This window comes from Stenotrophomonas sp. X (assembly GCF_055721025.1).
In genome coordinates this window covers 2,907,824-2,931,262 of record NZ_CM146756.1, presented here as the reverse complement: position 1 = coordinate 2,931,262, position 23,439 = coordinate 2,907,824, and the positions used below count along the sequence as shown (strand labels likewise).

Genomic DNA, 23,439 nt, shown 5'->3' with positions numbered 1-23,439 from the left:
ATGAACAGGATTACCCATTACTTCAAGAGCCTGCTGCTGCTCGAACTGCTGGCCGGCCTCTGGCTGACGCTGAAGTACAGCTTCAAGCCGAAGTACACGATGATGTACCCGATGGAGAAGTTCCCGCAGTCGCCGCGCTTCCGTGGCCTGCACGCCCTGCGCCGTTATCCCAACGGCGAAGAGCGCTGCATTGCCTGCAAGCTGTGTGAAGCGGTGTGCCCGGCGCTGGCCATCACCATCGACTCGGCCAAGCGCGAGGACGGCACCCGCCGCACCACCCGCTACGACATCGACCTGTTCAAGTGCATCTTCTGCGGCTTCTGCGAAGAAAGCTGCCCGGTGGACTCGATCGTCGAAACCCACATCCTCGAGTACCACTTCGAGAACCGTGGCGAAAACATCGTTACCAAGCCGCAGCTGCTCGCCCTTGGCGACCGTCTCGAGTCCGAGATCGCCGAGCGTCGTGCCGCCGATGCCGCTTACCGCTGAGGTCGAGAGATGGATTGGGTAAATATCGCTTTCTGGGTGTTCGCCATCGCGGCAACGGTTTCGGCCGGTGCGGTGATCAGCGTGCGCAACCCGGTTCACGCCGTGCTCTGCCTGGTGCTGACCTTCTTCTCCATTGCCTGCGTGTGGCTGCTGGTGGGTGCCGAGTTCCTCGGCGTGGCCCTGGTGCTGGTCTATGTCGGCGCGGTGATGGTGCTGTTCCTGTTCGTGGTGATGATGCTGGACATCGACCCCACCAAGCTGCGTGAGGGCTGGGTGCGCTACCTGCCGGTCGGCCTCATCGTCGCGGTGGCGATGCTGGCGCAGATGCTGATCCTGATCGGCGTCAAGGCACGCTCGGTCACGCCGTTCCCGGCCGACAACGCCGCTGCGGTCGCCGCCGACAGTTCCAACATCACCTGGCTGGCACGCACGCTGTTCACCGAGTACCTGCTGCCGTTCGAGTTCGCCGCCGTCATCCTGACCGTGGCCGTGGTTGCCGCCGTGATGCTGACCCTGCGCCGCCGTACCGGCGTCAAGAGCCAGAACCCGGGCGAGCAGACCATGGTCAAGGCCGGCCAGCGCCTGCGCATGGTCAAGATGGGTGCCGAAGCACCGGTCGTGCACAGCAACAGCAAGCCGGCCACCGGCGAGGAGACCCAGCCGTGATTACCCTTGGCCACATCCTTGCGCTTGGCGCGGTGCTGTTCGCCATCAGCCTGGCCGGCATCTTCCTCAACCGGAAGAACGTCATCGTCCTGCTGATGTCGATCGAACTGATGCTGCTGTCGGTGAACATCAACTTCGTCGGCTTCTCGCGCCAGCTGGGCGATCCGTCCGGCCAGCTGTTCGTGTTCTTCATCCTGACCGTCGCCGCCGCGGAAGCCGCCATCGGCCTGGCGATCCTGGTGACCCTGTTCCGTACCCGCCGCACGATCAATGTCGGCGAAGTCGATTCGTTGAAGGGCTGATCCACAGATGGAAATCACTCTCTCCAAGAGTCTGTTGATCGCAGTGGTGCTCGCACCGCTGTTCGGCAGCATCATCGCCGGCCTGTTCGGTCGCCAGGTCAAGCGCTTCGGCGCGCAGACCATCACCATCCTCGGCGTCGCGGTGGCCTGCGGCCTGTCGATGTACACGTTCTACCAGTTGATGTGGGGCGGCGCGCAGCCGTTCAACCAGAACATCTATACGTTCTTCGAAGTCGGCCAGTACTCGGCCCACGTCGGCTTCATGGTCGACAAGCTGACCGCGATGATGATGGTGGTGGTGACCTTCGTGTCGCTGCTGGTCCACATCTACACGATCGGCTACATGCAGGACGATCCGGGTTACCAGCGGTTCTTCAGCTATATCTCGCTGTTCACCTTCTCGATGCTCACCCTGGTGATGAGCAACAACTTCCTGCAGCTGTTCTTCGGCTGGGAAGCGGTGGGCCTGGTGTCGTACCTGCTGATCGGCTTCTGGTTCAAGCGCCCGACCGCGATCTTCGCCAACATGAAGGCGTTCCTGGTCAACCGCGTCGGTGACTTCGGCTTCCTGCTCGGCATCGCCGGCGTGCTTTGGGTGTTCGGCACCCTGGACTACTCGCAGGTGTTCTCGCAGGCCGGCATGCTGTCCGACCCGCGCGCCCAGCTGCAGATCTGGGACGGCACCCTCCTGGGCATGCAGCTGCTGAACGAGCCGGTGATCTGGTCGATCGCCACCGTCATCTGCATCTGCCTGTTCATCGGTGCCATGGGCAAGTCGGCCCAGGTCCCGCTGCACGTGTGGCTGCCCGACTCGATGGAAGGCCCGACCCCGATCTCGGCACTGATCCACGCCGCGACGATGGTGACCGCCGGTATCTTCATGGTCACCCGCATGTCGCCGCTGTTCGAGCTGTCGCAGACCGCGCTGAACTTCGTGCTGTTCATCGGTGCCACCACCGCGTTCTTCACCGGCCTGATCGGCATCGTGCAGAACGACATCAAGCGCGTCGTCGCGTACTCCACGCTGTCGCAGCTGGGGTACATGACGGTTGCACTGGGCGTGTCGGCCTACTCGGCAGCCGTGTTCCACCTGATGACCCACGCCTTCTTCAAGGCGCTGCTGTTCCTGGGTGCCGGCTCGGTCATCATTGCCATGCACCACGAGCAGGACATGCGCAAGATGGGTGGCCTGCGCAAGTACATGCCGATCACCTTCATCACCATGTGGATCGGTACGCTGGCACTGGTGGGTACGCCGTTCTTCTCCGGCTTCTACTCGAAGGACACCATCATCGAGGCCGCCGAGCTGCACGCGCACCTGTCCAACAACTGGGTGGCCACCTACGGCTACTGGGCAGTGCTGGGTGGCGTGATCGTCACCAGCTTCTACAGCTTCCGCCTGCTGTTCCTGACCTTCCACGGCAAGGAGCGTTTCCGCGACGTGCATCATGACGATCATGGTCACGGCCATGACGATCACCACGCCGCTGACGCCCACCACGGCGATGCGCATCACGATGACCACGGCCATGGCCACGGTCCGCATGAGCCGCACGAAACCCCGTGGGTGGTGACCCTGCCGCTGATCCTGCTGGCCATCCCGTCGATCGCCATCGGTTTCTTCAGCATCGGTCCGATGCTGTACGGCACCGACTGGGCCGGCCACCATGCCCACGATGCCATCAAGGGCCAGGCGCATACGTTCTTCACCGGCATCGTCGACTTCTACGATCCGGCCAAGAACACCATCGGCTTCCTGGGTGAGGAGTTCCACGGCCCGGTCGCCTTCGCGCTGCACGGCATGATGGCTCCGGCGTTCATGCTGACCGTCGCGGGCTTCCTGCTGGCCGTACTGTTCTACCTGTGGAAGCCGGACCTGTCGGGCAAGGCGCGCAAGGCCTTCGCTCCGCTGGTGTCGGTGCTGGAAAACAAGTACGGCTTCGACAAGCTGTGGATCGATGGCTTTGCCGGTGGCAGCGTCAAGCTGGGCAAGGTCTCGCGCTGGATCGACAGCAACATCGTCGACGGCGTGGTCAATCTCTCGGCACGTGTTGTGGACGTCGCAGCCGGCGTGCTGCGTCGTACCCAATCCGGTTTCCTCTATCACTACGCCTTCGCGATGATCATCGGCCTGATTGCCCTGCTGGGCGTGCTGATGCATTACCTGCGTTGATGACCTGTACGGAATAAGAAGACGTGTCGAACTGGCCTCTACTCAGTGTCCTCATCTGGCTGCCGATCATCGGTGGCGCCCTGATCCTCGCGATCCGTGATGCGCAGACCGCCCGCTGGGCGTCGCTGGGCGTAGCGGTGCTGACGTTCGTGGCGAGCCTCTCGCTGCTGAGCGGCTACAACGCGGGCATCGACGGTCTGCAGTTCGTCGAGACCCATGCGTGGATCCCGGCGTACAAGATCGGCTACAACCTGGGCGTGGACGGCATTGCCGTGGCGCTGATCCTGCTGACCACCCTGGTCAGCGTGCTTGCCCTGATCGGCGCCTGGAGCGCCATCGACAAGCGCGTGAACCAGTACGTGGCGGCCTTCCTGATCCTGGAAGGCGTCACGGTCGGTATCTTCGCGGCGACGGACGCGATGCTGTTCTACGTGTTCTTCGAAGCCATGCTGATCCCGATGTTCCTGATCATCGGTGTCTGGGGCGGCCCGCGCCGCATCTACGCTGCGCTGAAGTTCTTCCTGTACACCTTCCTCGGCTCGGTGCTGATGCTGGTGGCACTGATCTACCTGTACATGAAGGGCGGCAGCTTCCAGCTGGCCGACCTGTATGCACTGCCGCTGTCGGCCAAGGAACAGACCTGGATCTTCTTCGCGTTCCTGATCGCCTTCGCGGTCAAGGTGCCGATGTTCCCGGTCCATACCTGGCTGCCGGATGCCCACGTGGAAGCGCCGACCGCCGGTTCGGTGATCCTGGCCGCCATCGCCCTGAAGATCGGTGGCTATGGCTTCCTGCGCTTCAACCTGCCGATCGTCCCGGACGCGTCGCAGGAATGGGCCTGGCTGGTGATCGCGCTGTCGTTGATCGCGGTGATCTACGTTGGCCTGGTCGCCCTGGTGCAGGACGACATGAAGAAGCTGATCGCCTATTCGTCGATCGCGCACATGGGCTTCGTCACCCTGGGCACCTTCATCGCCCTGTGGCTGGTGCGTGAAGCCGGCAACGCCGATGCCGCCCGCCTGGGCCTGCAGGGCGCCATGGTGCAGATGATCTCGCACGGCTTCGTGTCCGGCGCGATGTTCTCCTGCGTCGGCGTGCTGTACGACCGCATGCACAGCCGCCGCATCGCCGATTACGGCGGCGTGGTCAACGTGATGCCGTGGTTCGCCACCTTCGCCATGCTGTTCTTCATGGCCAACGCGGGCCTGCCCGGTACCAGCGGTTTCGTCGGCGAGTTCATGGTCATCCTCTCGGCCTTCCAGCGTAATCCGTGGATCGCGCTGGGCGCGGCCACCACCCTGATCATCGGCGCCGCCTACACCCTGTGGCTGTACAAGCGCATCTTCTTCGGTGAAGTGGCCAACAGCCATGTTGCCGAACTGAAGGACATCAACGGCCGCGAATGGCTGGTGCTGGGCGTGTTCGCCATCGGCGTGCTGGCCCTGGGCATCTATCCCAAGCCGCTGACCGACCTGATGGAGCCCTCGATCGCGAAGCTGGCGATGCAGATCGCATCCAGCAAGCTGCTGTAATTCCAGGATTTGATGATGACCACCTCGCCGCTGCTGCCATTGACCGCCGCTGACCTGCCACCGCTCGCTCCCGAGCTGGTGCTGATCGGCAGCGCCTTCGCCCTGATGATCCTCGACCTGTTCGTCAGCAACCGGAACAAGATCGTCACCCACCTGTTCTCGCTCGCTGCGCTGGCCGTGGTGCTGTTCATGCTGGCCACCGGCGTGGGCGGGCAGGGCGAGGTCTTCCATGGCATGTTCGTGCGCGATACCGCCGCGGACGTGATGAAGACCGGGATCGTGCTGCTCAGCGGCCTGACCCTGGTCTATGGCTGGCGTTATCTGCGTGACCGCAACCTGTTCCAGGGCGAGATCCCGGTGCTGATCCTGTTCGGCACCGCCGGCATGATGATCCTGGTGTCGGCCGGCAGCCTGCTGATGGTCTACCTGGGCCTGGAACTGCTGGCGCTGTGCTCCTACGCCCTGGTCGCCAGCAACCGCGAAAACGGCCTGGCCTCGGAAGCGGCGATGAAGTACATCGTGCTCGGCTCGCTGGCCTCTGGCCTGCTGCTGTACGGCATGTCGCTGATCTACGGCGCGACCGGCAGCCTGCACCTGGACGTCATCCGTGACGCCATCCCGCACTCGGAAGAGCGCGTGCTGCTGATCACCGGTGCGGTGTTCATGATCGCCGGCGTCGCCTTCAAGCTGGGTGCGGCACCGTTCCACATGTGGCTGCCGGACGTGTACCAGGGTGCCCCGGCACCGATCGCGCTGTTCATCAGCTCGGCGCCGAAGCTGGCCGCCTTCGGCATGGCCTACCGCCTGCTGGAAATGGGCGTGGATCCGCTGTCGACCGAACTGCAGCTGCTGATCGCCGGCCTGGCCGCAGTCTCGCTGGTCATCGGCAACCTGATGGCCATCGCGCAGAGCAATCTCAAGCGCATGCTGGCGTTCTCCACCGTCTCGCACATCGGCTTCCTGCTGATGGGCATCGCCGGTGGTGGCGCGCAGGGCTATGCCGCTGCGCTGTTCTACGCACTGGCCTACGCCATCATGTCGACCGCCGCCTTCGGCGCGATCATCGCGCTGTCGCGTGCCGGCTTTGAAGCCGAGAACATCGAGGACTTCAAGGGCCTCAATGCCCGCAACCCGTGGATGGCAGGCCTGGTGCTGTGCATCATGGCGTCGCTGGCCGGCATCCCGCCGTTCCTGGGCTTCTGGACCAAGCTGGCGGTGCTGGGCGCGGCCGTCAACGGCGGCCTGCTGTGGCTGGCCATCCTGGGCGTGCTGTGCGCCGTGGTCGGCTGCTTCTACTACCTGCGCGTCATCAAGGTCATGTACTTCGATGAGCCGGTGGGCGAGGCCATGCCGCGCAGCAACGACCGCGTGCTGGGTGTGGTGCTGGGCGTCAATGCCCTGGCGCTGCTGGCCCTGGGCCTGGCCTGGAACCCGATCATGGTCTGGTGCCAGCAGGCATTTGCGCATCTTGCATAAAAGTTGACACAAAGCTGCGCGATTCGTGTAATATGCGCAGCCTGAGTTGTCACTGCAGCGGTTCAGCCAGAACATCGTTGCGGTAGCCCTCCTCGAAAGAGCAGGGCAGCAGTTCAAACACTTCCGGTGCGGGGTGGAGCAGTCTGGCAGCTCGTCGGGCTCATAACCCGAAGGTCGCAGGTTCAAATCCTGCCCCCGCTACCAACTTCCGATCGGCGCCAACCGGTTTGATGAATGAGGGAAGGCTTGCAGTTTTTGGAGCCATCGCTCATAATTCCGCTTCTGATGCGGGGTGGAGCAGTCTGGCAGCTCGTCGGGCTCATAACCCGAAGGTCGCAGGTTCAAATCCTGCCCCCGCTACCAAGTAAGAAGATCGCCTTCGAAGTCCTGCTTCGAGGGCGTTTTTCTTTGGGCTGGCCCGGCGCTACCCGTACGCCGCACGGTGTTAGCGCCGGGCCATGCCCGGCGAGCGCAGCGGACGCTTCGGGGTAGCCCCGCACCTTGCACCAGCGCGGTGCAGCCGCTATCATCAGCGGCCTAGCAGTACCCCTGAAGGCGGCCTCCGAGCGGGAGTCCGGACCCGGAAGGAGGGCCGCAACCGGCAGGCGATGCAGGTTGCAACCGGAATCCAGTCACCGGAGTCTTTCCGGAAAAGGGGCCCAACGGGCCCTTTGTCGTTTCCGGGGCGTCATGTTTCCACGCCGGCCAAGGCCGGCACCCAACCAAAGAGATCAAGGCAGGCTGTGAGCGACAAGGCAACCGACATCGCGAATCTGCTCGCCCCGACCGTTGTGTCGCTGGGCCTGGAGCTGCTGGGCGTTGAGTATCTGCCGGCCCCCGGCGGTGCGACCCTGCGCCTTTACATCGACGTGCCGCTGGCTGAACAGCCTGAGCGCATCATCAATGTCGACGACTGCGAGCGGGTCAGCCGCGAAGTCTCGGCGCAGCTGGACGTCGAAGACCCGATCAGCGGCAATTACACGCTGGAAGTGTCCTCGCCGGGCGTGGACCGCCCGCTGTTCAACCTGGAGCAGTTCGGCCGCCACCAGGGTGAATCGGCCAAGGTCACGCTGAAGCTGCCGCAGGACAACCGTCGTCGCCTGCAGGGCCGCATCGAAGCGATCGACGAGGCCGCGGGCACCGTCACCTTCATCGTCGACAAGGCTGAAGTGGTCGTGTCGGCCGACAACATCGACAAGGCACGGATCATGCCCGACTGGGTGGCGCTGGGGCTGGCCCCGAGCAAGCCGACCGGTCCGGCACCGAAGCGTCCGAAGCCGAACACGAATTCTTCTTCCAACGAGCCGGCGGCAAAGAAGCCGCGCGCGGAGTGAGCCAATGAGCAAGGAACTGTTGCTGGTAGTCGACGCAGTCGCCAACGAGAAGGGCGTGCCGCGCGAAGTGATCTTCGATGCCATCGAGGCCGCCCTGGCCTCGGCAGCGAAGAAGCGCTATCCCGAGGAGGAAGTGCTGACCCGCGTGGTCATCGACCACAAGGATGGCAGCTACGAAACCTTCCGCCGCTGGGAAGTGGTGGCTGATGACGTGGTCATGGAATCCCCGGATCGCCAGATCCGCCTGATGGACGCCGTCGACGAGGCCGAAGGCGTCGAGGTCGGCGACTACATCGAAGAGCAGATCGAGAACCCGGACTTCGGCCGCATCGCTGCCCAGGCCGCCAAGCAGGTCATCGTCCAGCGCGTGCGCGAAGCCGAGCGCCAGCAGGTCGTGGATGCATGGAAGGATCGCGTGGGTGAGCTGATCACCGGTGTGGTCAAGCGCGCCGAGCGCGGCAACATCTACGTCGACCTCGGTGGCAATGCCGAAGGCTTCATTCCGAAGGACAAGGGCATTCCGCGCGACGTGCTGCGTGCCGGCGACCGCGTGCGCGGCTACCTGGCCGAAGTGCGCTCGGAGCCGCGTGGCCCGCAGCTGTTCATCAGCCGCGCCGCGCCGGAGTTCATGATCGAGCTGTTCAAGCTGGAAGTGCCGGAAGTCGGCCAGGGTCTGGTGGAAATCAAGGCCTGCGCCCGCGATCCGGGCGACCGCGCCAAGATCGCCGTGCTGGCCCACGACCAGCGCACCGATCCGATCGGTGCCTGCATCGGCATGCGCGGTTCGCGCGTGCAGGCCGTGTCCAACGAGCTCAATGGCGAGCGCGTGGACATCGTGCTGTGGAACGACAACCCGGCCAACTTCGTCATCAACGCGATGGCGCCGGCCGAAGTGCAGTCGATCATCGTCGATGAGGACAAGCACTCGATGGACCTGGCCGTTGCCGAAGACCGCCTGGCCCAGGCGATCGGCAAGGGCGGCCAGAACGTGCGCCTGGCCAGCCGCCTGACCGGCTGGCAGCTCAACGTGATGACCCAGGACCAGGTCACTGCCAAGTCGGAGGCCGAGCAGGCTGCCGCCCGCCAGCTGTTCATGGACAAGCTGGAAGTGGACGAGGAAATCGCCGGCATCCTGGTCAGCGAAGGCTTCGGCACCGTCGAGGAAATCGCATATGTCCCGGTCGGCGAACTGCTGGCCGTGGAAGGTTTCGACGAGGACATCGTCGAAGAGCTGCGCGCTCGTGCCCGCGATGCGCTGCTCAATGAGGCCCTGGCAGTCGAGGAAGGCCTTGAAGACGGCCAGCCGGCGCAGGACCTGCTGTCCCTGAAGGGCATGGACGAAGCCACCGCATATGCGCTGGCCGGCCACGGCGTGCGTACCAGCGAGGACCTGTCCGACCTGGCCGCCGACGAGGTCATGGACTTCGGCATCGAAGGACTGGATCAGGCGCGCGCCGCTGCGCTGATCCTGGCCGCCCGTGCCGAGGAGATCGCCCGACTGGAACGCGGCGAATGAGCCGGCAATGAACAGGGCCCTGAGCCGCTCAGGGCGTAGAATCCGCGCCACCTCCAGATGCGGGGGGGCGCCCACAAGATCATAGGATCCGAATGTCGCAGCAAACCACCATCCGCAAGCTTGCCGAACTGGTCAACACGCCGGTCGAAAAACTGCTGGAACAGCTGGCCGGTGCCGGCATGAAGTTCAGCGGTCCCGACCAGGTCGTGACCAGCTCCGAGAAGGTAAAGCTCCTGGGCTTCCTTCGTCGTTCGCACGGCAAGCCCGAGCAGGCCCCGGAAGAGACCGATCAGTCTGCGAAGAAGATCACGCTCAACCGCCGGAAGCAGCAGGAAGTGACGGTCAATTCCGGTCGCAGCAAGACGACCGTGAATGTCGAGGTGCGCCAGAAGCGTACCTACGTCAAGGATGGTGCTCGCGCCATGACGCCGGACGAAGAGCGCGCCGACATCCTGCGCAAGCTGGAAGAGTCGCGTGCGCGCAACCTCGCCGAACAGCAGGCCCTGGCCGAGAAGGATCGTCTGCGCGACGAGGCCATCGTCCGTGCCCGTGAGGAAGAGGCCGCCGCCAAGGAACGCGCCGAAGCCGAGAAGAAGGCTGCCGAGGAAGCTGCGGCTGCGGCCAAGGCGGCCGAGGCACTGGCCGCCAGCAAGCCCAAGCGTGCTCCGATCGACGAAACCGCGCCGCGCCCGCCGCGCGCCCCGGCCGCCGCCCCGGCTGCGCCGCGTGGTGCTCCGCCGCCGCCGCCGCGCAACGACGAGCGCAACAACCGCAGCGCGCCGCGCAACGAGCGTGGCCCGGGCGACCGCTTTGCCGGCCAGATGCACCTGTCGGCCGCCGACCGTGCGCGTCGCGGCAGCAGCAACAACAGCAATTCGCGTGGACGTCCGGGTGGCCGCAACCAGTCCGGTGGCCGTCGCGACATGTCGCGTGGTGGCAACAATGCCGGTCCGCACGCGTTCGAACGCCCGACCGCCCCGGTCGTGCGTGAAGTCGCGATCGGCGAGACCATCACCGTGGCCGACCTGGCGCAGAAGCTCGCGCTGAAGGGCGGCGAGGTGGTGAAGGCGCTGTTCAAGATGGGCGTGATGGCGACCATCACCCAGTCCATCGACCACGACACCGCTGCGCTGGTGACCGAAGAACTCGGCCACAAGGCGATCCGTGCCAACGACAACGATGCCGAAGACGCGCTGCTTGCTTCGACCGGTGAAAACCAGGGCGAAGCCGTGCAGCGCCCGCCGGTGGTCACCATCATGGGTCACGTCGACCACGGCAAGACCTCGCTGCTGGACTACATCCGCCGCACCAAGGTTGCCCACGGCGAAGCCGGCGGCATCACCCAGCATATCGGTGCCTATCACGTCGAAACGCCCAAGGGCGTCATCAGCTTCCTGGATACCCCGGGCCACGCCGCGTTCACCTCGATGCGTGCCCGCGGTGCCAAGCTGACCGACATCGTGGTGCTGGTGGTTGCTGCCGACGACGGCGTCATGCCGCAGACCAAGGAAGCGATCCAGCACGCCCGTTCGGCGGGTGTGCCGCTGATCGTGGCGATCAACAAGATCGACAAGTCCGGTGCCGACCCGATGCGGGTCAAGAACGAGCTGCTCTCCGAGCAGGTCGTGGCCGAAGAGTTCGGTGGTGACATCCAGATGGTGGAGATCTCGGCCAAGACCGGCCTGGGCATCGACGACCTGCTGGACGCGGTGTCGGTGCAGGCCGAACTGCTGGAACTGAAGGCCGTCGACGAAGGCCGCGCCTCGGGCGTGGTGATCGAATCGTCGCTGGACAAGGGCCGCGGCCCGGTCGCTACGGTGCTGGTGCAGCAGGGCCGCCTGAAGAAGGGCGACTACCTGGTGTGCGGTATCCAGTACGGCCGCGTGCGTGCGCTGTTCGACGAAACCGGCAAGCAGCCGGAGTTCGCCGGCCCGTCGATCCCGGTGCAGGTCCTGGGCCTGTCCGGTGTGCCGGAAGCCGGAGACGACTTCGTGGTGGTCGAGGACGAGCGCCTGGCCAAGGATGTTGCCCAGCAGCGTGAGACCAAGCGCCGTGAGTCGCGCCTGGTCGCCACCGCTGGCAGCCGCATGGAAGACATCATGGCGACCCTGGGCAAGGGCGAGGGCCAGCAGGTGCTCAACCTGGTCATCAAGGCCGACGTGCAGGGTTCGGTGCAGGCCCTGAGCCAGGCACTGGTCGCGCTGTCCAACGAAGACATCCGCATCAACGTGATCCACTCCGGCGTCGGCGGCATCACCGAGTCGGACGCCAACTCGGCGGCTGCTTCGAAGGCCACCGTCATCGGCTTCAACGTGCGTGCGGATGCTTCGGCCCGTCGCATCATTGAATCCAACGGCGTCGACCTGCGTTACTTCTCGATCATCTATGACGTGATCGATCAGGTGAAGCAGGTGGCATCCGGTCTGCTGGGCGTGGAGATCCGCGAAGAGATCATCGGTATCGCCGAGGTCCGCGACGTCTTCCGCAGCTCCAAGCTGGGCGCCGTTGCCGGCTCGATGGTCATCGAGGGCGTGGTCAAGCGCAACAAGCCGATCCGCGTGCTGCGCGACAGCGTGGTGATCTTCGAGGGCGAGCTGGAATCGCTGCGTCGCTTCAAGGAGAACGTCGAGGAAGTCCGCAACGGTACCGAATGCGGTATCGCGGTGAAGGCCTACAACGACGTCAAGCCAGGCGACCAGATCGAGTGCTTCGAGCGTATCGAAGTGCCGCGCACCCTGTAATGCTGCAAGGTGGCCCGACCAACGGTCGGGCCCTACCATGTACCTGTAGTGCCCGACCGTTGGTCGGGCGACAACTGAACCAAGAGCTGCTCGTGCCCAAGACTTTCCATCGAACCGACCGTGTCTCCGCCCAGCTGCGCCGTGAACTCGGCACCCTGGTGCACAACGCCGTGCGCGAGCACGGGTTGCCCTCGGTGAGCGTGTCCGACGTGGAAATCACCCGCGACATGGCCCATGCCAAGGTGTTCGTCACCGCCCTGATGCCGGAACGCTCGGCTGAAGCCGTGGCCGGCCTGAAGGAGCTGGGCTACCGCCTGCGCATGGACCTGGCCCGTGCGATGAAGCTGCGCCACGTGCCGGAGCTGCATTTCCACTACGACGATTCGGTCGACCGTGGTGAGCACATCGACAACATCCTGCGCGACCTGCCCGATACGCTGGCCGCGGAGAAGCGTCGCGAGAGCGACGAAGAATAAGCTAGCGCCGGGCCCATGCCCGGCGTCTTTTCATTCTGACCGTGCGAGGCCGGACGCTGGCCGCGCTTCGCGCTCGCCGGGCATGGCCCGGCGCTACCCGTATCTGTCATGACCCGAATTCAGTTCCGCCGCCTGGATGGCATCCTGCTGCTCGACAAGTCGACCGGCATGAGCTCCAACGCCGCCCTGCAGGTGGCGCGCCGCCTGTTCCGTGCCGAGAAGGGTGGCCACACCGGCAGCCTCGACCCGTTGGCCACCGGCCTGCTGCCGCTATGCTTCGGCGAGGCGACCAAGATCGCCGGCCTGCTGCTGGGTTCGGCCAAGGCGTACGATGCCGAGATCGTGCTCGGCCAGACCACGGATACCGATGATGCCGAGGGCCAGGTGCTGCTGCAGCGTCCGGTGCCGGCGATCAGCGCCGAGGCCCTGCAGGCTGCGCTGGCACCACTGACGGGGAACATCCGCCAGCGGGCGCCGATCTATTCGGCGCTGAAGCAGGGCGGTGAACCGCTGTATGTGAAGGCCCGCCGCGGCGAGGCCATCGAGGCCCCGGAGCGCGAGGTCCAGGTGCACGCCATCGAGGTACTCGAGCAGCAGCCGGAACGGCTGCGGCTGCGCGTGACCTGTGGCTCCGGCACCTACATCCGCAGCCTGGCACGCGACCTCGGCGAACGCCTGGGCTGCGGCGCCCATATCAGTGCGCTGCGCCGGCTATGGGTCGAGCCGTTCCGTGAACCGGTGATGGTCACCCTGGACCAGCTGCGGGTGATGGCCGAGGCCGGCGACGAGGCGGGCATGGACGCGCTGCTGCTGCCGCTGGCGGCCGGCCTGGCCGAGTATCCGCGGGTCGACCTCGACGCCGCCCAGGCTCACCGTTTCTGCGTCGGCCAGCGCCAGCGTGACATGTCCTGGCCGCATGGCCTGGTGGCCGTGTTCGGTCCGGACGATGCTGTCCAGGGCCTGGGCCAGGTCGACGACAGTGGCCTGCTGGCCCCGCAGCGCCGTTTCAACCTCTGACCGGGGCAGGGTGGTTCAGCCCCGGTCCTTGTCCCGGAAGCCCCTGGCCGTTACAATTTCGCGGCCGTTTTCCGGCAACCTGCCTCCCGCAGGTTTCATCCTCGTAGTCCACGGCGAGCCTGGCGGTGCGCGAAGCGCGTTCCTGCCGGCCACGCATCACAGAGAAAAAAGAAATGTCGATCGACACCCAGAAGGTCATTGAAGACAACAAGCGCAGCGCCGCTGACACCGGCTCCCCGGAAGTCCAGGTTGCCCTGCTGACCGCCCGCATCGAACTGCTGACCGGCCACTTCAAGACCCACAAGAAGGATCACCACAGCCGCCGCGGCCTGCTGCAGATGGTCAACCGCCGTCGCAGCCTGCTCGACTACCTGAAGAAGAAGGACGTCGAGCGTTACAAGGCCCTGATCGAAAAGCTTGGCCTGCGTCGCTAAGCAACGAATCCCCCGCGGCGCAGCGATGCGCCGCGGTTTTGTTTTGTAGCACCGCAATCCCCGATTCAGGCCGGAACGATCCGGCCACCCGCTGGCGGCAAGGGTCGCCGACGGTCCAAATTCGCAGACAGCATCCCCAAGGACACCCTCCGTGGCAAAAATCACCAAAACCTTCCAGTACGGCAAGCACACCGTCACGCTTGAGACCGGCGAAGTCGCCCGCCAGGCCAGCGGTGCGGTCATCGTCAAGATGGACGACACCGTACTGCTGGTCACCGCCGTCGCCGCCAAGAGCGCGCGCGAAGGCCAGGACTTCTTCCCGCTGACCGTCGATTATCAGGAAAAGTTCTACGCCGGCGGCCGCATCCCGGGTGGTTTCTTCAAGCGTGAAGGCCGTGCAACCGAGAAGGAAACGCTGATCTCGCGTCTGATCGACCGTCCGATCCGTCCGCTGTTCCCGGAAGACTACAAGAACGAAGTGCAGATCATCGCCACGGTCATGTCGCTGAACCCGGACGTGGACGGCGACATCCCGGCCCTGATCGGCGCCTCGGCTGCGCTGGCCCTGGCCGGCACCCCGTTCATGGGCCCGATCGGCGCTGCCAAGGTCGGCTACAAGAACGGCGAGTACATCCTGAACCCGACCGTCAGCGAACTGGCTGACTCGCAGCTGGAACTGGTCGTTGCCGGTACCTCCAACGCCGTGCTGATGGTCGAATCCGAAGCCGCGCTGCTGTCCGAAGAAGTGATGCTGGGCGCCGTGACCTTCGGTCACCGCGAAATGCAGAAGGTCATCAACGCGATCAACGAGCTGACCGTCGAAGCCGGCACCAAGCCGTCGACCTGGGAAGCCCCGGCCAAGAACGACGCGCTGATCTCCGCCCTGAAGGAAGCCATCGGCCCGCGCCTGGGCGAAGCCTTCCAGGTGCGTGACAAGCTGCAGCGCCGTGACGCCATCTCGGCGATCAAGAAGGACGTGTTCGAAGCCCTGGCCGGCCGTGTGGCCGCCGAAGGCTGGAACCCGGCCGAGCTGTCGAAGGAATTCGGCGAACTGGAATACCGCACCATGCGTGACTCGGTGCTGGACACCAAGGTCCGCATCGACGGCCGTGCGCTGGACACCGTCCGCCCGATCACCGTGAAGACCGGCGTGCTGCCGCGTACCCACGGTTCCTCGCTGTTCACCCGTGGCGAAACCCAGGCCATCGTGACCATCACGCTGGGCACCGCCCGTGACGGCCAGGTCATCGACGCCGTTGCCGGTGAGTACAAGGAAAACTTCCTGTTCCACTACAACTTCCCTCCGTTCTCGGTGGGTGAGTGCGGCCGCATGATGGGCCCGAAGCGCCGCGAAATCGGCCACGGTCGTCTGGCCAAGCGCGGCGTGCTGGCTGTCATGCCGTCGCTGGAAGCCTTCCCGTACACCATCCGCGTCGTTTCGGAAATCACCGAGTCGAACGGTTCCTCGTCGATGGCCTCGGTCTGCGGCTCGTCGCTGGCGCTGATGGACGCCGGCGTGCCGGTGAAGGCCCCGGTGGCCGGCATCGCCATGGGTCTGGTCAAGGAAGGCGACCGTTTCGTGGTCCTGTCCGACATCCTGGGTGACGAAGATCACCTGGGCGACATGGACTTCAAGGTGGCCGGCACCGCTGAGGGCATTTCCGCCCTGCAGATGGACATCAAGATCGAAGGCATCACCGAAGAGATCATGAAGCAGGCCCTGCAGCAGGCCAAGGCTGGCCGTCTGCACATCCTGGGTGAAATGGCCCACGGCCTGACCGCTCCGCGTGAGGAGCTGTCGGACTACGCGCCGCGCCTGCTGACCATCAAGATCCACCCGGACAAGATCCGCGAAGTGATCGGCAAGGGGGGCTCGACCATCCAGGCCATCACCAAGGAAACCGGCACCCAGATCGACATCCAGGACGATGGCACCATCGTCATCGCGTCGGTCAACGCCATCGCTGCCCAGGCTGCCAAGGCCCGCATCGAGCAGATCACCTCGGACGTCGAGCCGGGCCGCATCTACGAAGGCAAGGTCGCCAAGATCATGGACTTCGGTGCGTTCGTCACCATCCTGCCGGGCAAGGACGGCCTGGTCCACGTGTCGCAGATCTCCAGCGAGCGCGTCGAGAAGGTCGGCGACAAGCTGAAGGAAGGCGATGTGGTCAAGGTCAAGGTGCTGGAAGTCGACAAGCAGGGCCGTATCCGCCTGTCGATGAAGGCCGTCGAAGAAGGCGAAGGCGCCAGCGCCGAATAATCGGTACTGCTGATCGTGCGGTGGGTGAGGACCGTTGGTCCTCACGCTTTCGCAAATGAAAAAGCGGGCTTCGGCCCGCTTTTTCTTTGCCTCGATGTTGTGAAGAGACGCTCATCCAGGTCGCTGCATGTCCTGCTGCAGTGCATGATCGCCGCCACGCAGCCATCGTTCTGTCACCGTTGCACGGATCGCGCCTGTCCATGGGACGACATGCCGCGACATCCGTACCGCAGCCCCATCGGTTTGCTAACGTGGCGGCGCCTTTGAACCGGGAGATCCCATGTTCCGCCAGACCGTGGCCGTCCTTGCCGTGCTGATTGCCGGTGCCGTGCCCGTTGCCGCGCACGCAACGCCCGCGCAGCCGCCGATCTTCGGCGCCTATTACCCGGGTGGATCGGCCGAGCGCTATCCGGTGTCGAGCATTCCGGCCGAGCGCCTGACCCACCTGTTCTACGCGTTCTCCACCATCGAGGACGGCCGCTGCACGGTCGGTGCGGAAGCGCCGAAGAATTTCGCCGCACTGGCCGAACTCAAGAAGGCGCACCCGCACCTGCGCACGCTGATCTCCATTGGCGGCTGGGGCGCAGGCGGCTTCTCCGATGCGGCACTGACCGAAACCAGCCGCAAGCGCCTGGTCGACTCATGCATGGCGCTGTTCTTCGAGCGCCATGCAGGCAGCTTCGATGGTGTGGACATCGACTGGGAATTCCCGGTCAGTGGTGGGCCGAAGGAGCTGGCACACCGCCCGCAGGATCGCGCCAACCTGACCCGGCTTGCGCAGGCCTTCCGCCAGGCACTCGATGCGCGCGGTCGTAAGGTTGGCCAGCCGATGCTGCTGACCGCCGCGTTGGCCGCCGGTCGCCTGCAGACCGATGGCCCCTATGATCCGGCGGCGAGCTACGACCTGCCGGCGCTGGCCAGGGTGTTCGATTTCATCAACCTGATGAGCTACGACATGGGCACCGGCTTCTCGTCGGTGTCGACCTTCAATGCTCCCTTGCATGAGGTGCCGGCCGATCCGCTGGCGCCGGAGCTGCGCCGCTGGAACAACGTGGCCGGCGCCGTGCAGTACTACCGTGAACATGGCGTGCCGGCCGACAAGCTGGTGCTGGGCGTGCCGTTCTACGGGCGCGGCTTCAAGGTCACCGGCGATGCACCGGATGGCCTGTATCAGCCTTACAGCGCACCGGCCGACGCCGGCGACTGGCGGGTGATCAAGGCGCGCTATCTCGACCAGCCGGGCTGGACCAGGCACTGGCAGCCGCAGGCGCAGAGCCCGTGGCTGTACAACGCCGAACAGAAGGTCTTCATCAGCTATGAAGACCCGCGCTCGATCGGGTTGCGTGCGCAGTTCGCCCGCGAGCAGGGCCTGGCCGGGGTGTTCATGTGGGAGCTGACCGGCGACGACGAGCAGGCCAGCCTGCTAAACGCCATGCTCGGCCCGTGGCAGAAGGCGCGTATCGGCGATTGAGTCGCCTGCTGGCGCCGGGCCATGCCCGGCGACGCTTCAGTTCGCCCAGACGCTGTTCGGATCGCCGTTGCGGGCGCGGCGCTGGCTGGCGACGGCCAGGCGGGCGAAGCCGAAGGCCATGGCCAGCGCGATGGCATCGACCCAGAACAGCGGCCACTGGCCACGCCCGGCGGCGCGCCACAGCCAGTCACCATTGAGTGCACCGTGCAGGACCGGCACCAGTGCAGTGCTGATCGCTGCGGCCCACAGCAGTTCGCGCGCGGCCTGCGCGGGACGGCGCAGTGCAGCCCACAGCGCACAGGCTGCCCAGCTGCCGAAGCAGGCCCAGCGGATGCCGTGGTCGACCGCCGACGGTGCCAGCCGCTCCAGCACCAGTGCGGTGACGAACGCGATCGAGATCGCCACGCACAGGCCGATGCACACGCCGACCGTGGCCCGCGCCATGTTCACACCGGCACGTGGCTGTTGCGGCTGGCGACGCTTGCGCCGCGACTCGATCCACAACAGGTTGCCGGAGTAGAACAGGAACGCACCGCCGAGGCCGAGCAGGAAGTACAGCCAGACCACCACGCCGTTGCCGAACTCACCGAAGTGCAGCGCGTAGGCGGCGCTGAGCGTGGCGTGGTTGGCATCGCGCTGGCCCGGCAGCTGGGAGGCCAGCAGGTCGCCGCTGGCCACGTCCAATGCCACGGCACCAAGCGGGCCGAGGGTGCCACTGGCCTCGCCGGTGATCTCGATCGTGGCGTTGGCATCGCCGCCATTGGCCAGCTTCAGGTAGGCCGGTTCAAAGTTGGCCACGCCCTGCGCGCGGGCCACTTCAAGTGCGCGCGCATGCAGCACGCGCAGGCTGCCCGGTGGCGCCGGAATTCCGCTGGCATCGCGCACCGGCGCAGTGTCCATCGCGGTCGGTACCGCCTGCAGCGCCTTGCCATCGTAGATCAGCGGATTGAGCAGGGCCATCTGCACGAACGCCAGGCACAGCAGGGCGCCCGTGACCGCGAACATCAGGTGGAAGGGCAGGCTGAGCACGCCGATCACGTTGTGCGCGTCCTGCCACAGCTGCTTCAGGTTGCGACCCGGGCGCAGCGCGAACAGGTCGCCGAACAGCCTAGGCAGGTGGATCACCAGGCCGCTCAGCAGCGCCATGCCATACAGCAGGCTGACGACGCCCATCACATAGATGCCGGCCACCGGCAGGCCGAGGCTGTAGTGCAATTCGTTGACCAGTTCGGCCAGTCCGGTCTGCGGCGGCGCGGGGCTGCCGGCGATCTGGCCCGGCCAGGCGTAGCGCCAGCTGCCGTCGTCGGCCTGCCAGTACGCCAGGGGCTGCGGGTGTTCGGTACCGGGGAAGGTCATGCCAACGTGGCGGCGGGCCTCCGGGTGTGTCGCCAGTACGTCTTCCAGCAGATACTGCGCATCGTCCAGGCCCGCCGGCAAGGCGGTGGCGGCGCCCGGGGTCTGCCACAGCGGCAGGTCGTGATGGAACAGGGTCAGCGCACCCGCATAGAAGGCCACGAAAAGGCCGAAGCCGGCGACCAGGCCGACCCAGGTGTGCAGGGTGGTGAATGTGCGCAGCGTCTGCGAACTGAACTTCATGGGGGAGCTCTCATTGCACCGCGCCGGCCAGGCGCAGCAGCCCGAGCACGGCGAAGCCGGCTGCGGCGCTGCCACCCAGAACCAGCCAGGCGCGCAGTGCGCTGCGGAAGCTGAACGCCCACAGGGCGGCCAGCATCCATAACGGGATGAAGGCGATCAGGGTCGGCACCAGTGCGCGCTGCCACGGGCCGGGCGGCAGCCAGGCCAGCAGGCCGGTCGCGGCGGCCGCAAGCAGGAAGCCAGCGATGATGCCGGCGATGGCGCGCGACCACATCACGGCGATTCCGTGCCCGGGCGATGCCAGGCGGCCAGCGCCGGCAGCAGCATCGCGGCGAGCATCCAGGTGCACAGCATCGCCACCAGACCGGCAGCGAAGCCGAGTTCGGCCATCCACAGCCACAATGCGGCAGCCGCGGCGACCAGGCCGATCTGGCGGCCGAGGCGACCGGCGCGGCGCAGGCGCGGCCAACGGCAGTGCGGCGAGGCGGCATAGAAGGCCAGTGCCGAAAACATCGCTGCCAGCATGCCCAGGCTGCAGAAGCCCAGAGTGGAAAGGCCGACGGTGATCATTGCGGGCGGGCGCCGCGGCAGTGGGCCGGCGAACGCGGGGCACGGGCGGGGCCGGCGGGAGCCGGTCGGAGCGGGTGGCGCATCACGAGGTCCTGGGGGAAGCGGGCAGGCTGGCACGGGGCGGGCTGCGCGGACATGGTAATCATTGCGTTTTCACGCCGCCAGCGCCGGCCATTCAGCGGACCGTACGGCAGCCCTTGGGCTTTCCGGTGCGCTGGTTTAAGATCGTCGCAGACTCCTGACTGGAACAAGGTGGCCCGCGCCCAGCGCCGGCCGAGCGTGCGACATGAGCACTACCACCGCCCACTGTTGACCTGCCCCCGAAGGCCCTGTGTTCCAGGCGCCCTCGCGGCGCTTTTTTATTGCCCGGGCCGCGGCCCGGGAACGCTTTCCAGCCCGCCCCGCGGGCCCGCACGAAGCCAATGCGATGATCAACATTACCCTTCCCGACGGCAGCCGCCGCGAGTTCGAAAATCCCGTCAGCGTCATGGACGTCGCCCAGTCGATCGGTGCCGGCCTGGCCAAGGCCACCATCGCCGGTTCCGTCGATGGCGTGCTGGTCGATGCCAGCGACGTCATCGACCACGATGCCAGCCTGCGCATCATCACCGCCAAGGACGAGGAGGGCGTGGAGATCATCCGCCACTCCTGCGCCCACCTGGTCGGCCACGCCGTCAAGCAGCTGTACCCGGACGTGAAGATGGTGATCGGCCCGGTGATCGCCGAGGGCTTCTACTACGACATCTATTCCGAGCGCCCGTTCACGCCGGACGACATGGCCGCGATCGAGAAGCGCATGGGTGAACTGATCGCCCAGGACTACGACGTCATCAAGAAGATGACGCCGCGCGCCGAGGTGATCGAGATCTTCAAGGCCCGTGGCGAGGACTACAAGCTGCGCCTGATCGAAGACATGTCCGACGACATCCAGGCGATGGGCATGTACTACCACCAGGAATACGTGGACATGTGCCGCGGCCCGCACGTGCCGAACACGCGCTTCCTGAAGGCCTTCAAGCTGACCCGCATCTCCGGCGCCTACTGGCGCGGCGACGCGCAGAACGAGCAGCTGCAGCGCATCTACGGCACCGCCTGGGCCGACAAGAAGCAGCTCGAGGCGTACATCAAGCGCATCGAGGAAGCCGAGATGCGCGACCACCGCCGCATCGGCAAGCAGCAGGACCTGTTCCACCTGCAGGAAGAAGCCCCGGGCCTGGTGTTCTGGCACCCGAAGGGCTGGGCACTGTGGCAGGTGGTCGAGCAGTACATGCGCAAGGTCTACCGCAACAGCGGCTACGGCGAAGTGCGCTGCCCGCAGATCCTGGACGTGAGCCTGTGGAAGAAGTCCGGCCACTGGGACAACTACCAGGACAACATGTTCTTCACCGAATCGGAGAAGCGCACGTACGCGGTCAAGCCGATGAACTGCCCGGGCCACATCCAGGTGTTCAACCAGGGCCTGCACAGCTACCGCGACCTGCCGATCCGCTACGGTGAGTTCGGTTCCTGCCACCGCAACGAGCCGTCCGGCGCGCTGCACGGCATCCTGCGCGTGCGTGGCTTCACCCAGGACGACGGCCACGTGTTCTGCACGGAAAACCAGATCGAGTCGGAAGTGACGGCCTTCCACCAGCAGGCGCTGGCGGTATACCGGCACTTCGGTTTCGACGAGATCCAGATCAAGATCGCGCTGCGTCCGGAATCGCGCCTGGGTGACGACGCCACCTGGGACAAGGCCGAAGGCGCGCTGCGCTCGGCACTGACCGCCTGTGGCGTGGAGTGGCAGGAGCTGCCGGGCGAGGGTGCCTTCTACGGCCCGAAGATCGAGTACCACCTGAAGGACGCGATCGGCCGTACCTGGCAGCTGGGCACCATGCAGGTCGACTTCATGATGCCGGGTCGCCTCGGCGCCGAGTACGTGGACGAGAACAGCCAGAAGAAGCACCCGGTCATGCTGCATCGCGCCATCGTCGGCTCGATGGAGCGCTTCCTGGGCATCCTGATCGAGCACCATGCCGGCCAGTTCCCGGCCTGGCTGGCGCCGACCCAGGTGGTGGTGGCCAACATCACCGACGCCCAGGCCGACTACGTCTCGGGCGTGACCAAAACCCTTGCGGAGCAAGGCTTCCGCGTCAGCTCGGATTTGCGTAACGAGAAGATCGGCTATAAAATCCGCGAGCATACGTTGCAGCGCGTGCCCTACCTGCTGGTCATCGGTGACCGCGAGAAGGAGAATGGGGCTGTAGCGGTGCGTACGCGTTCTGGCGAAGACCTGGGCAGCATGAGCCTGCAGGCCTTCATCGAGCGGCTCCAGGCCGAGGGCGCGTAAGCAAAGGTCCGGTCCGGGCGCACAGGCACCCGGACCGGTTCGATACCCTTGGGAGAACGTAATATCAGCACCCCTGACAACAAACAGAACCGCAAGAATCAGGAAATCCGTGTGCCGCGCGTCCGCGTGATCGGCAGTGACGGAGAAATGATCGGCGTGTTGTCGCGCGACGAAGCGCTGTCCATGGCCGAAGATGAAGGCCTGGACCTGGTCGAGATCCAGCCGCAGGCCGATCCGCCGGTCTGCAAGATCATGGACTTCGGCAAGTTCAAGTTCGAAGCGCAGAAGAAGGCCAGCGAGGCCAAGAAGAAGACCAAGCAGGTCGAGATCAAGGAAGTGAAGTTCCGTCCGGTCACGGACGAGGGCGACTACCAGATCAAGCTGCGCAAGATGCGCGGGTTCCTTGAAGAAGGCGACAAGATCAAGGTCAACATCCGCTTCCGTGGCCGTGAAATGAGCCACCAGGAACTGGGTCGTGAAATGGCCAACCGGATCGAGGCCGATCTGGGCGAGGACATCGTCATCGAATCCCGTCCGCGCCTGGAAGGGCGTCAGATGGTCATGATGATCGCGCCGAAGAAGAAGACCTGAGGCCTGACCGGCCGCCTTCCGGGCGCCTGGCTGAATGGTTCAGGGTAAGGGGACGCCGCTGGCGTCCCTTTGCTTTTGCAGGAGGCCGGTGAAGTGCCGGCGAAAGGGTTGCAGGGGCTGGTGACAGGGCGGTTTTGCCTGTATCATGCCCGGCTCGACCCACCCAGGACGGGTCGTACGCCGATCATGGCAGGACGGAAAGAGCGGCCCAGGCCGCCGCCAGATCAGTCAGAAACCAGGGTCATATCCCATCAAGGACATTGCAATGCCCAAGATCAAGACCAACCGGGCAGCGGCCAAGCGTTTCCGCAAGACCGCCTCGGGCAAGTACAAGTGCGGCCACGCCAACCGTAGCCACATCCTCACGAAGAAAGCGACCAAGCGTAAGCGTAATCTGCGTCAGACGGGCCATGTCCGTGCAGAAGACGCAGGCCGTCTGGACCGCATGCTCCCTTACCTCTGAGGA

General features: G+C 65.3%; 20 protein-coding genes and 2 tRNA genes. 19 read left to right on the top strand and 3 right to left on the bottom strand.

The window, feature by feature from the left end; all coding sequences use genetic code 11:
- The 16 genes from nuoI to ACZ75I_RS13625 all read left to right on the top strand — a co-directional run bounded on the left by nuoI (nucleotide 1) and on the right by ACZ75I_RS13625 (nucleotide 17,887).
- Nucleotides 1–489, top strand: a complete 489-nt coding sequence (gene nuoI / locus ACZ75I_RS13700; RefSeq protein WP_005417924.1) for an NADH-quinone oxidoreductase subunit NuoI — start codon at nucleotides 1–3, stop codon at nucleotides 487–489.
- Nucleotides 490–498: 9 nt separating this feature from the next.
- Entirely contained in the window at nucleotides 499–1,155 is a 657-nt protein-coding gene (locus ACZ75I_RS13695; protein WP_005417923.1) for an NADH-quinone oxidoreductase subunit J, read from the top strand.
- Complete coding sequence (gene nuoK, locus ACZ75I_RS13690; RefSeq protein ID WP_005417921.1) at nucleotides 1,152–1,457, top strand: NADH-quinone oxidoreductase subunit NuoK; 306 nt, start codon at nucleotides 1,152–1,154, stop codon at nucleotides 1,455–1,457. The genes ACZ75I_RS13695 and nuoK overlap by 4 nt, the downstream gene beginning before the upstream one ends.
- A gap of 7 nt (nucleotides 1,458–1,464) precedes the next feature.
- A complete protein-coding gene (gene nuoL / locus ACZ75I_RS13685; protein WP_472958094.1) occupies nucleotides 1,465–3,630 on the top strand; it encodes an NADH-quinone oxidoreductase subunit L in 2,166 nt (721 codons plus the stop codon).
- A 23-nt stretch (nucleotides 3,631–3,653) separates the two neighbouring features.
- A complete protein-coding gene (locus tag ACZ75I_RS13680; protein ID WP_005410452.1) occupies nucleotides 3,654–5,162 on the top strand; it encodes an NADH-quinone oxidoreductase subunit M in 1,509 nt (502 codons plus the stop codon).
- A gap of 15 nt (nucleotides 5,163–5,177) precedes the next feature.
- Nucleotides 5,178–6,638, top strand: a complete 1,461-nt coding sequence (gene nuoN, locus ACZ75I_RS13675; protein ID WP_472958092.1) for an NADH-quinone oxidoreductase subunit NuoN — start codon at nucleotides 5,178–5,180, stop codon at nucleotides 6,636–6,638.
- Between the two features lie 127 nt (nucleotides 6,639–6,765).
- Nucleotides 6,766–6,842, top strand: a tRNA-Met gene (locus ACZ75I_RS13670).
- An 82-nt stretch (nucleotides 6,843–6,924) separates the two neighbouring features.
- Nucleotides 6,925–7,001, top strand: a tRNA-Met gene (locus ACZ75I_RS13665).
- Nucleotides 7,002–7,381: 380 nt separating this feature from the next.
- A complete protein-coding gene (gene rimP, locus ACZ75I_RS13660) occupies nucleotides 7,382–7,972 on the top strand; it encodes a ribosome maturation factor RimP (RefSeq protein ID WP_049413675.1) in 591 nt (196 codons plus the stop codon).
- Nucleotides 7,973–7,976: 4 nt separating this feature from the next.
- The gene (gene nusA / locus ACZ75I_RS13655; protein WP_005417911.1) at nucleotides 7,977–9,488 is read left to right on the top strand and encodes a transcription termination factor NusA; all 1,512 of its coding nucleotides are present in this window, start codon (nucleotides 7,977–7,979) and stop codon (nucleotides 9,486–9,488) included.
- Nucleotides 9,489–9,580: 92 nt separating this feature from the next.
- Nucleotides 9,581–12,229, top strand: a complete 2,649-nt coding sequence (gene infB, locus ACZ75I_RS13650) for a translation initiation factor IF-2 (RefSeq protein WP_472958091.1) — start codon at nucleotides 9,581–9,583, stop codon at nucleotides 12,227–12,229.
- A 92-nt stretch (nucleotides 12,230–12,321) separates the two neighbouring features.
- A complete protein-coding gene (rbfA, locus tag ACZ75I_RS13645; protein ID WP_005410447.1) occupies nucleotides 12,322–12,705 on the top strand; it encodes a 30S ribosome-binding factor RbfA in 384 nt (127 codons plus the stop codon).
- 108 nt (nucleotides 12,706–12,813) lie between these two features.
- A complete protein-coding gene (truB, locus tag ACZ75I_RS13640; protein ID WP_134972535.1) occupies nucleotides 12,814–13,722 on the top strand; it encodes a tRNA pseudouridine(55) synthase TruB in 909 nt (302 codons plus the stop codon).
- A gap of 173 nt (nucleotides 13,723–13,895) precedes the next feature.
- Nucleotides 13,896–14,156: a 30S ribosomal protein S15 gene (gene rpsO / locus ACZ75I_RS13635; RefSeq protein ID WP_005417886.1), complete on the top strand. Its 261-nt coding sequence runs from the start codon at nucleotides 13,896–13,898 to the stop codon at nucleotides 14,154–14,156.
- 151 nt (nucleotides 14,157–14,307) lie between these two features.
- The gene (gene pnp, locus ACZ75I_RS13630; protein WP_005417884.1) at nucleotides 14,308–16,416 is read left to right on the top strand and encodes a polyribonucleotide nucleotidyltransferase; all 2,109 of its coding nucleotides are present in this window, start codon (nucleotides 14,308–14,310) and stop codon (nucleotides 16,414–16,416) included.
- 280 nt (nucleotides 16,417–16,696) lie between these two features.
- On the top strand, nucleotides 16,697–17,887 hold the full coding sequence (locus ACZ75I_RS13625) for a glycoside hydrolase family 18 protein (RefSeq protein WP_472958089.1): 1,191 nt from the start codon (nucleotides 16,697–16,699) through the stop codon (nucleotides 17,885–17,887).
- A gap of 36 nt (nucleotides 17,888–17,923) precedes the next feature.
- Here the strand turns inward: ACZ75I_RS13625 and ACZ75I_RS13620 are convergent, their stop codons facing one another.
- The 3 genes from ACZ75I_RS13620 to ACZ75I_RS13610 are packed head-to-tail and all read right to left on the bottom strand — an operon-like array spanning nucleotide 17,924 to nucleotide 20,053.
- Nucleotides 17,924–19,483, bottom strand: coding sequence for a PepSY-associated TM helix domain-containing protein (locus ACZ75I_RS13620; RefSeq protein WP_472958088.1), 1,560 nt, complete (start codon nucleotides 19,481–19,483; stop codon nucleotides 17,924–17,926).
- Nucleotides 19,484–19,493: 10 nt separating this feature from the next.
- Nucleotides 19,494–19,757, bottom strand: coding sequence for a hypothetical protein (locus tag ACZ75I_RS13615; RefSeq protein WP_061478092.1), 264 nt, complete (start codon nucleotides 19,755–19,757; stop codon nucleotides 19,494–19,496).
- Nucleotides 19,757–20,053, bottom strand: a complete 297-nt coding sequence (locus ACZ75I_RS13610; RefSeq protein ID WP_005410439.1) for a hypothetical protein — start codon at nucleotides 20,051–20,053, stop codon at nucleotides 19,757–19,759. The genes ACZ75I_RS13615 and ACZ75I_RS13610 overlap by 1 nt, the downstream gene beginning before the upstream one ends.
- Nucleotides 20,054–20,480: 427 nt before the next feature.
- Between ACZ75I_RS13610 and thrS the strand changes: the two genes are divergently transcribed.
- The 3 genes from thrS to rpmI all read left to right on the top strand — a co-directional run bounded on the left by thrS (nucleotide 20,481) and on the right by rpmI (nucleotide 23,436).
- Complete coding sequence (gene thrS / locus ACZ75I_RS13605) at nucleotides 20,481–22,382, top strand: threonine--tRNA ligase (protein WP_053499247.1); 1,902 nt, start codon at nucleotides 20,481–20,483, stop codon at nucleotides 22,380–22,382.
- Between the two features lie 48 nt (nucleotides 22,383–22,430).
- Nucleotides 22,431–22,973: a translation initiation factor IF-3 gene (gene infC, locus ACZ75I_RS13600; RefSeq protein WP_080104334.1), complete on the top strand. Its 543-nt coding sequence runs from the start codon at nucleotides 22,431–22,433 to the stop codon at nucleotides 22,971–22,973.
- Between the two features lie 265 nt (nucleotides 22,974–23,238).
- A complete protein-coding gene (gene rpmI, locus ACZ75I_RS13595) occupies nucleotides 23,239–23,436 on the top strand; it encodes a 50S ribosomal protein L35 (RefSeq protein ID WP_005410436.1) in 198 nt (65 codons plus the stop codon).
- The last annotated feature ends 3 nt before the right edge of the window (nucleotides 23,437–23,439 follow it).

Coding starts and splice junctions, on each gene's coding strand:
- truB (WP_134972535.1), top strand. CDS start 12,814: ATGACCCGAATTCAGTTCCGCCGCCTGGATGGCATCCTGCTGCTCGAC.
- ACZ75I_RS13620 (WP_472958088.1), bottom strand. CDS start 19,483: ATGAAGTTCAGTTCGCAGACGCTGCGCACATTCACCACCCTGCACACC.
- ACZ75I_RS13610 (WP_005410439.1), bottom strand. CDS start 20,053: ATGATCACCGTCGGCCTTTCCACTCTGGGCTTCTGCAGCCTGGGCATG.
- ACZ75I_RS13625 (WP_472958089.1), top strand. CDS start 16,697: ATGTTCCGCCAGACCGTGGCCGTCCTTGCCGTGCTGATTGCCGGTGCC.
- ACZ75I_RS13695 (WP_005417923.1), top strand. CDS start 499: ATGGATTGGGTAAATATCGCTTTCTGGGTGTTCGCCATCGCGGCAACG.
- infB (WP_472958091.1), top strand. CDS start 9,581: ATGTCGCAGCAAACCACCATCCGCAAGCTTGCCGAACTGGTCAACACG.
- rpsO (WP_005417886.1), top strand. CDS start 13,896: ATGTCGATCGACACCCAGAAGGTCATTGAAGACAACAAGCGCAGCGCC.
- ACZ75I_RS13615 (WP_061478092.1), bottom strand. CDS start 19,757: ATGTGGTCGCGCGCCATCGCCGGCATCATCGCTGGCTTCCTGCTTGCG.
- nuoI (WP_005417924.1), top strand. CDS start 1: ATGAACAGGATTACCCATTACTTCAAGAGCCTGCTGCTGCTCGAACTG.
- nuoL (WP_472958094.1), top strand. CDS start 1,465: ATGGAAATCACTCTCTCCAAGAGTCTGTTGATCGCAGTGGTGCTCGCA.
- rpmI (WP_005410436.1), top strand. CDS start 23,239: ATGCCCAAGATCAAGACCAACCGGGCAGCGGCCAAGCGTTTCCGCAAG.
- nuoN (WP_472958092.1), top strand. CDS start 5,178: ATGACCACCTCGCCGCTGCTGCCATTGACCGCCGCTGACCTGCCACCG.
- nusA (WP_005417911.1), top strand. CDS start 7,977: ATGAGCAAGGAACTGTTGCTGGTAGTCGACGCAGTCGCCAACGAGAAG.
- thrS (WP_053499247.1), top strand. CDS start 20,481: ATGATCAACATTACCCTTCCCGACGGCAGCCGCCGCGAGTTCGAAAAT.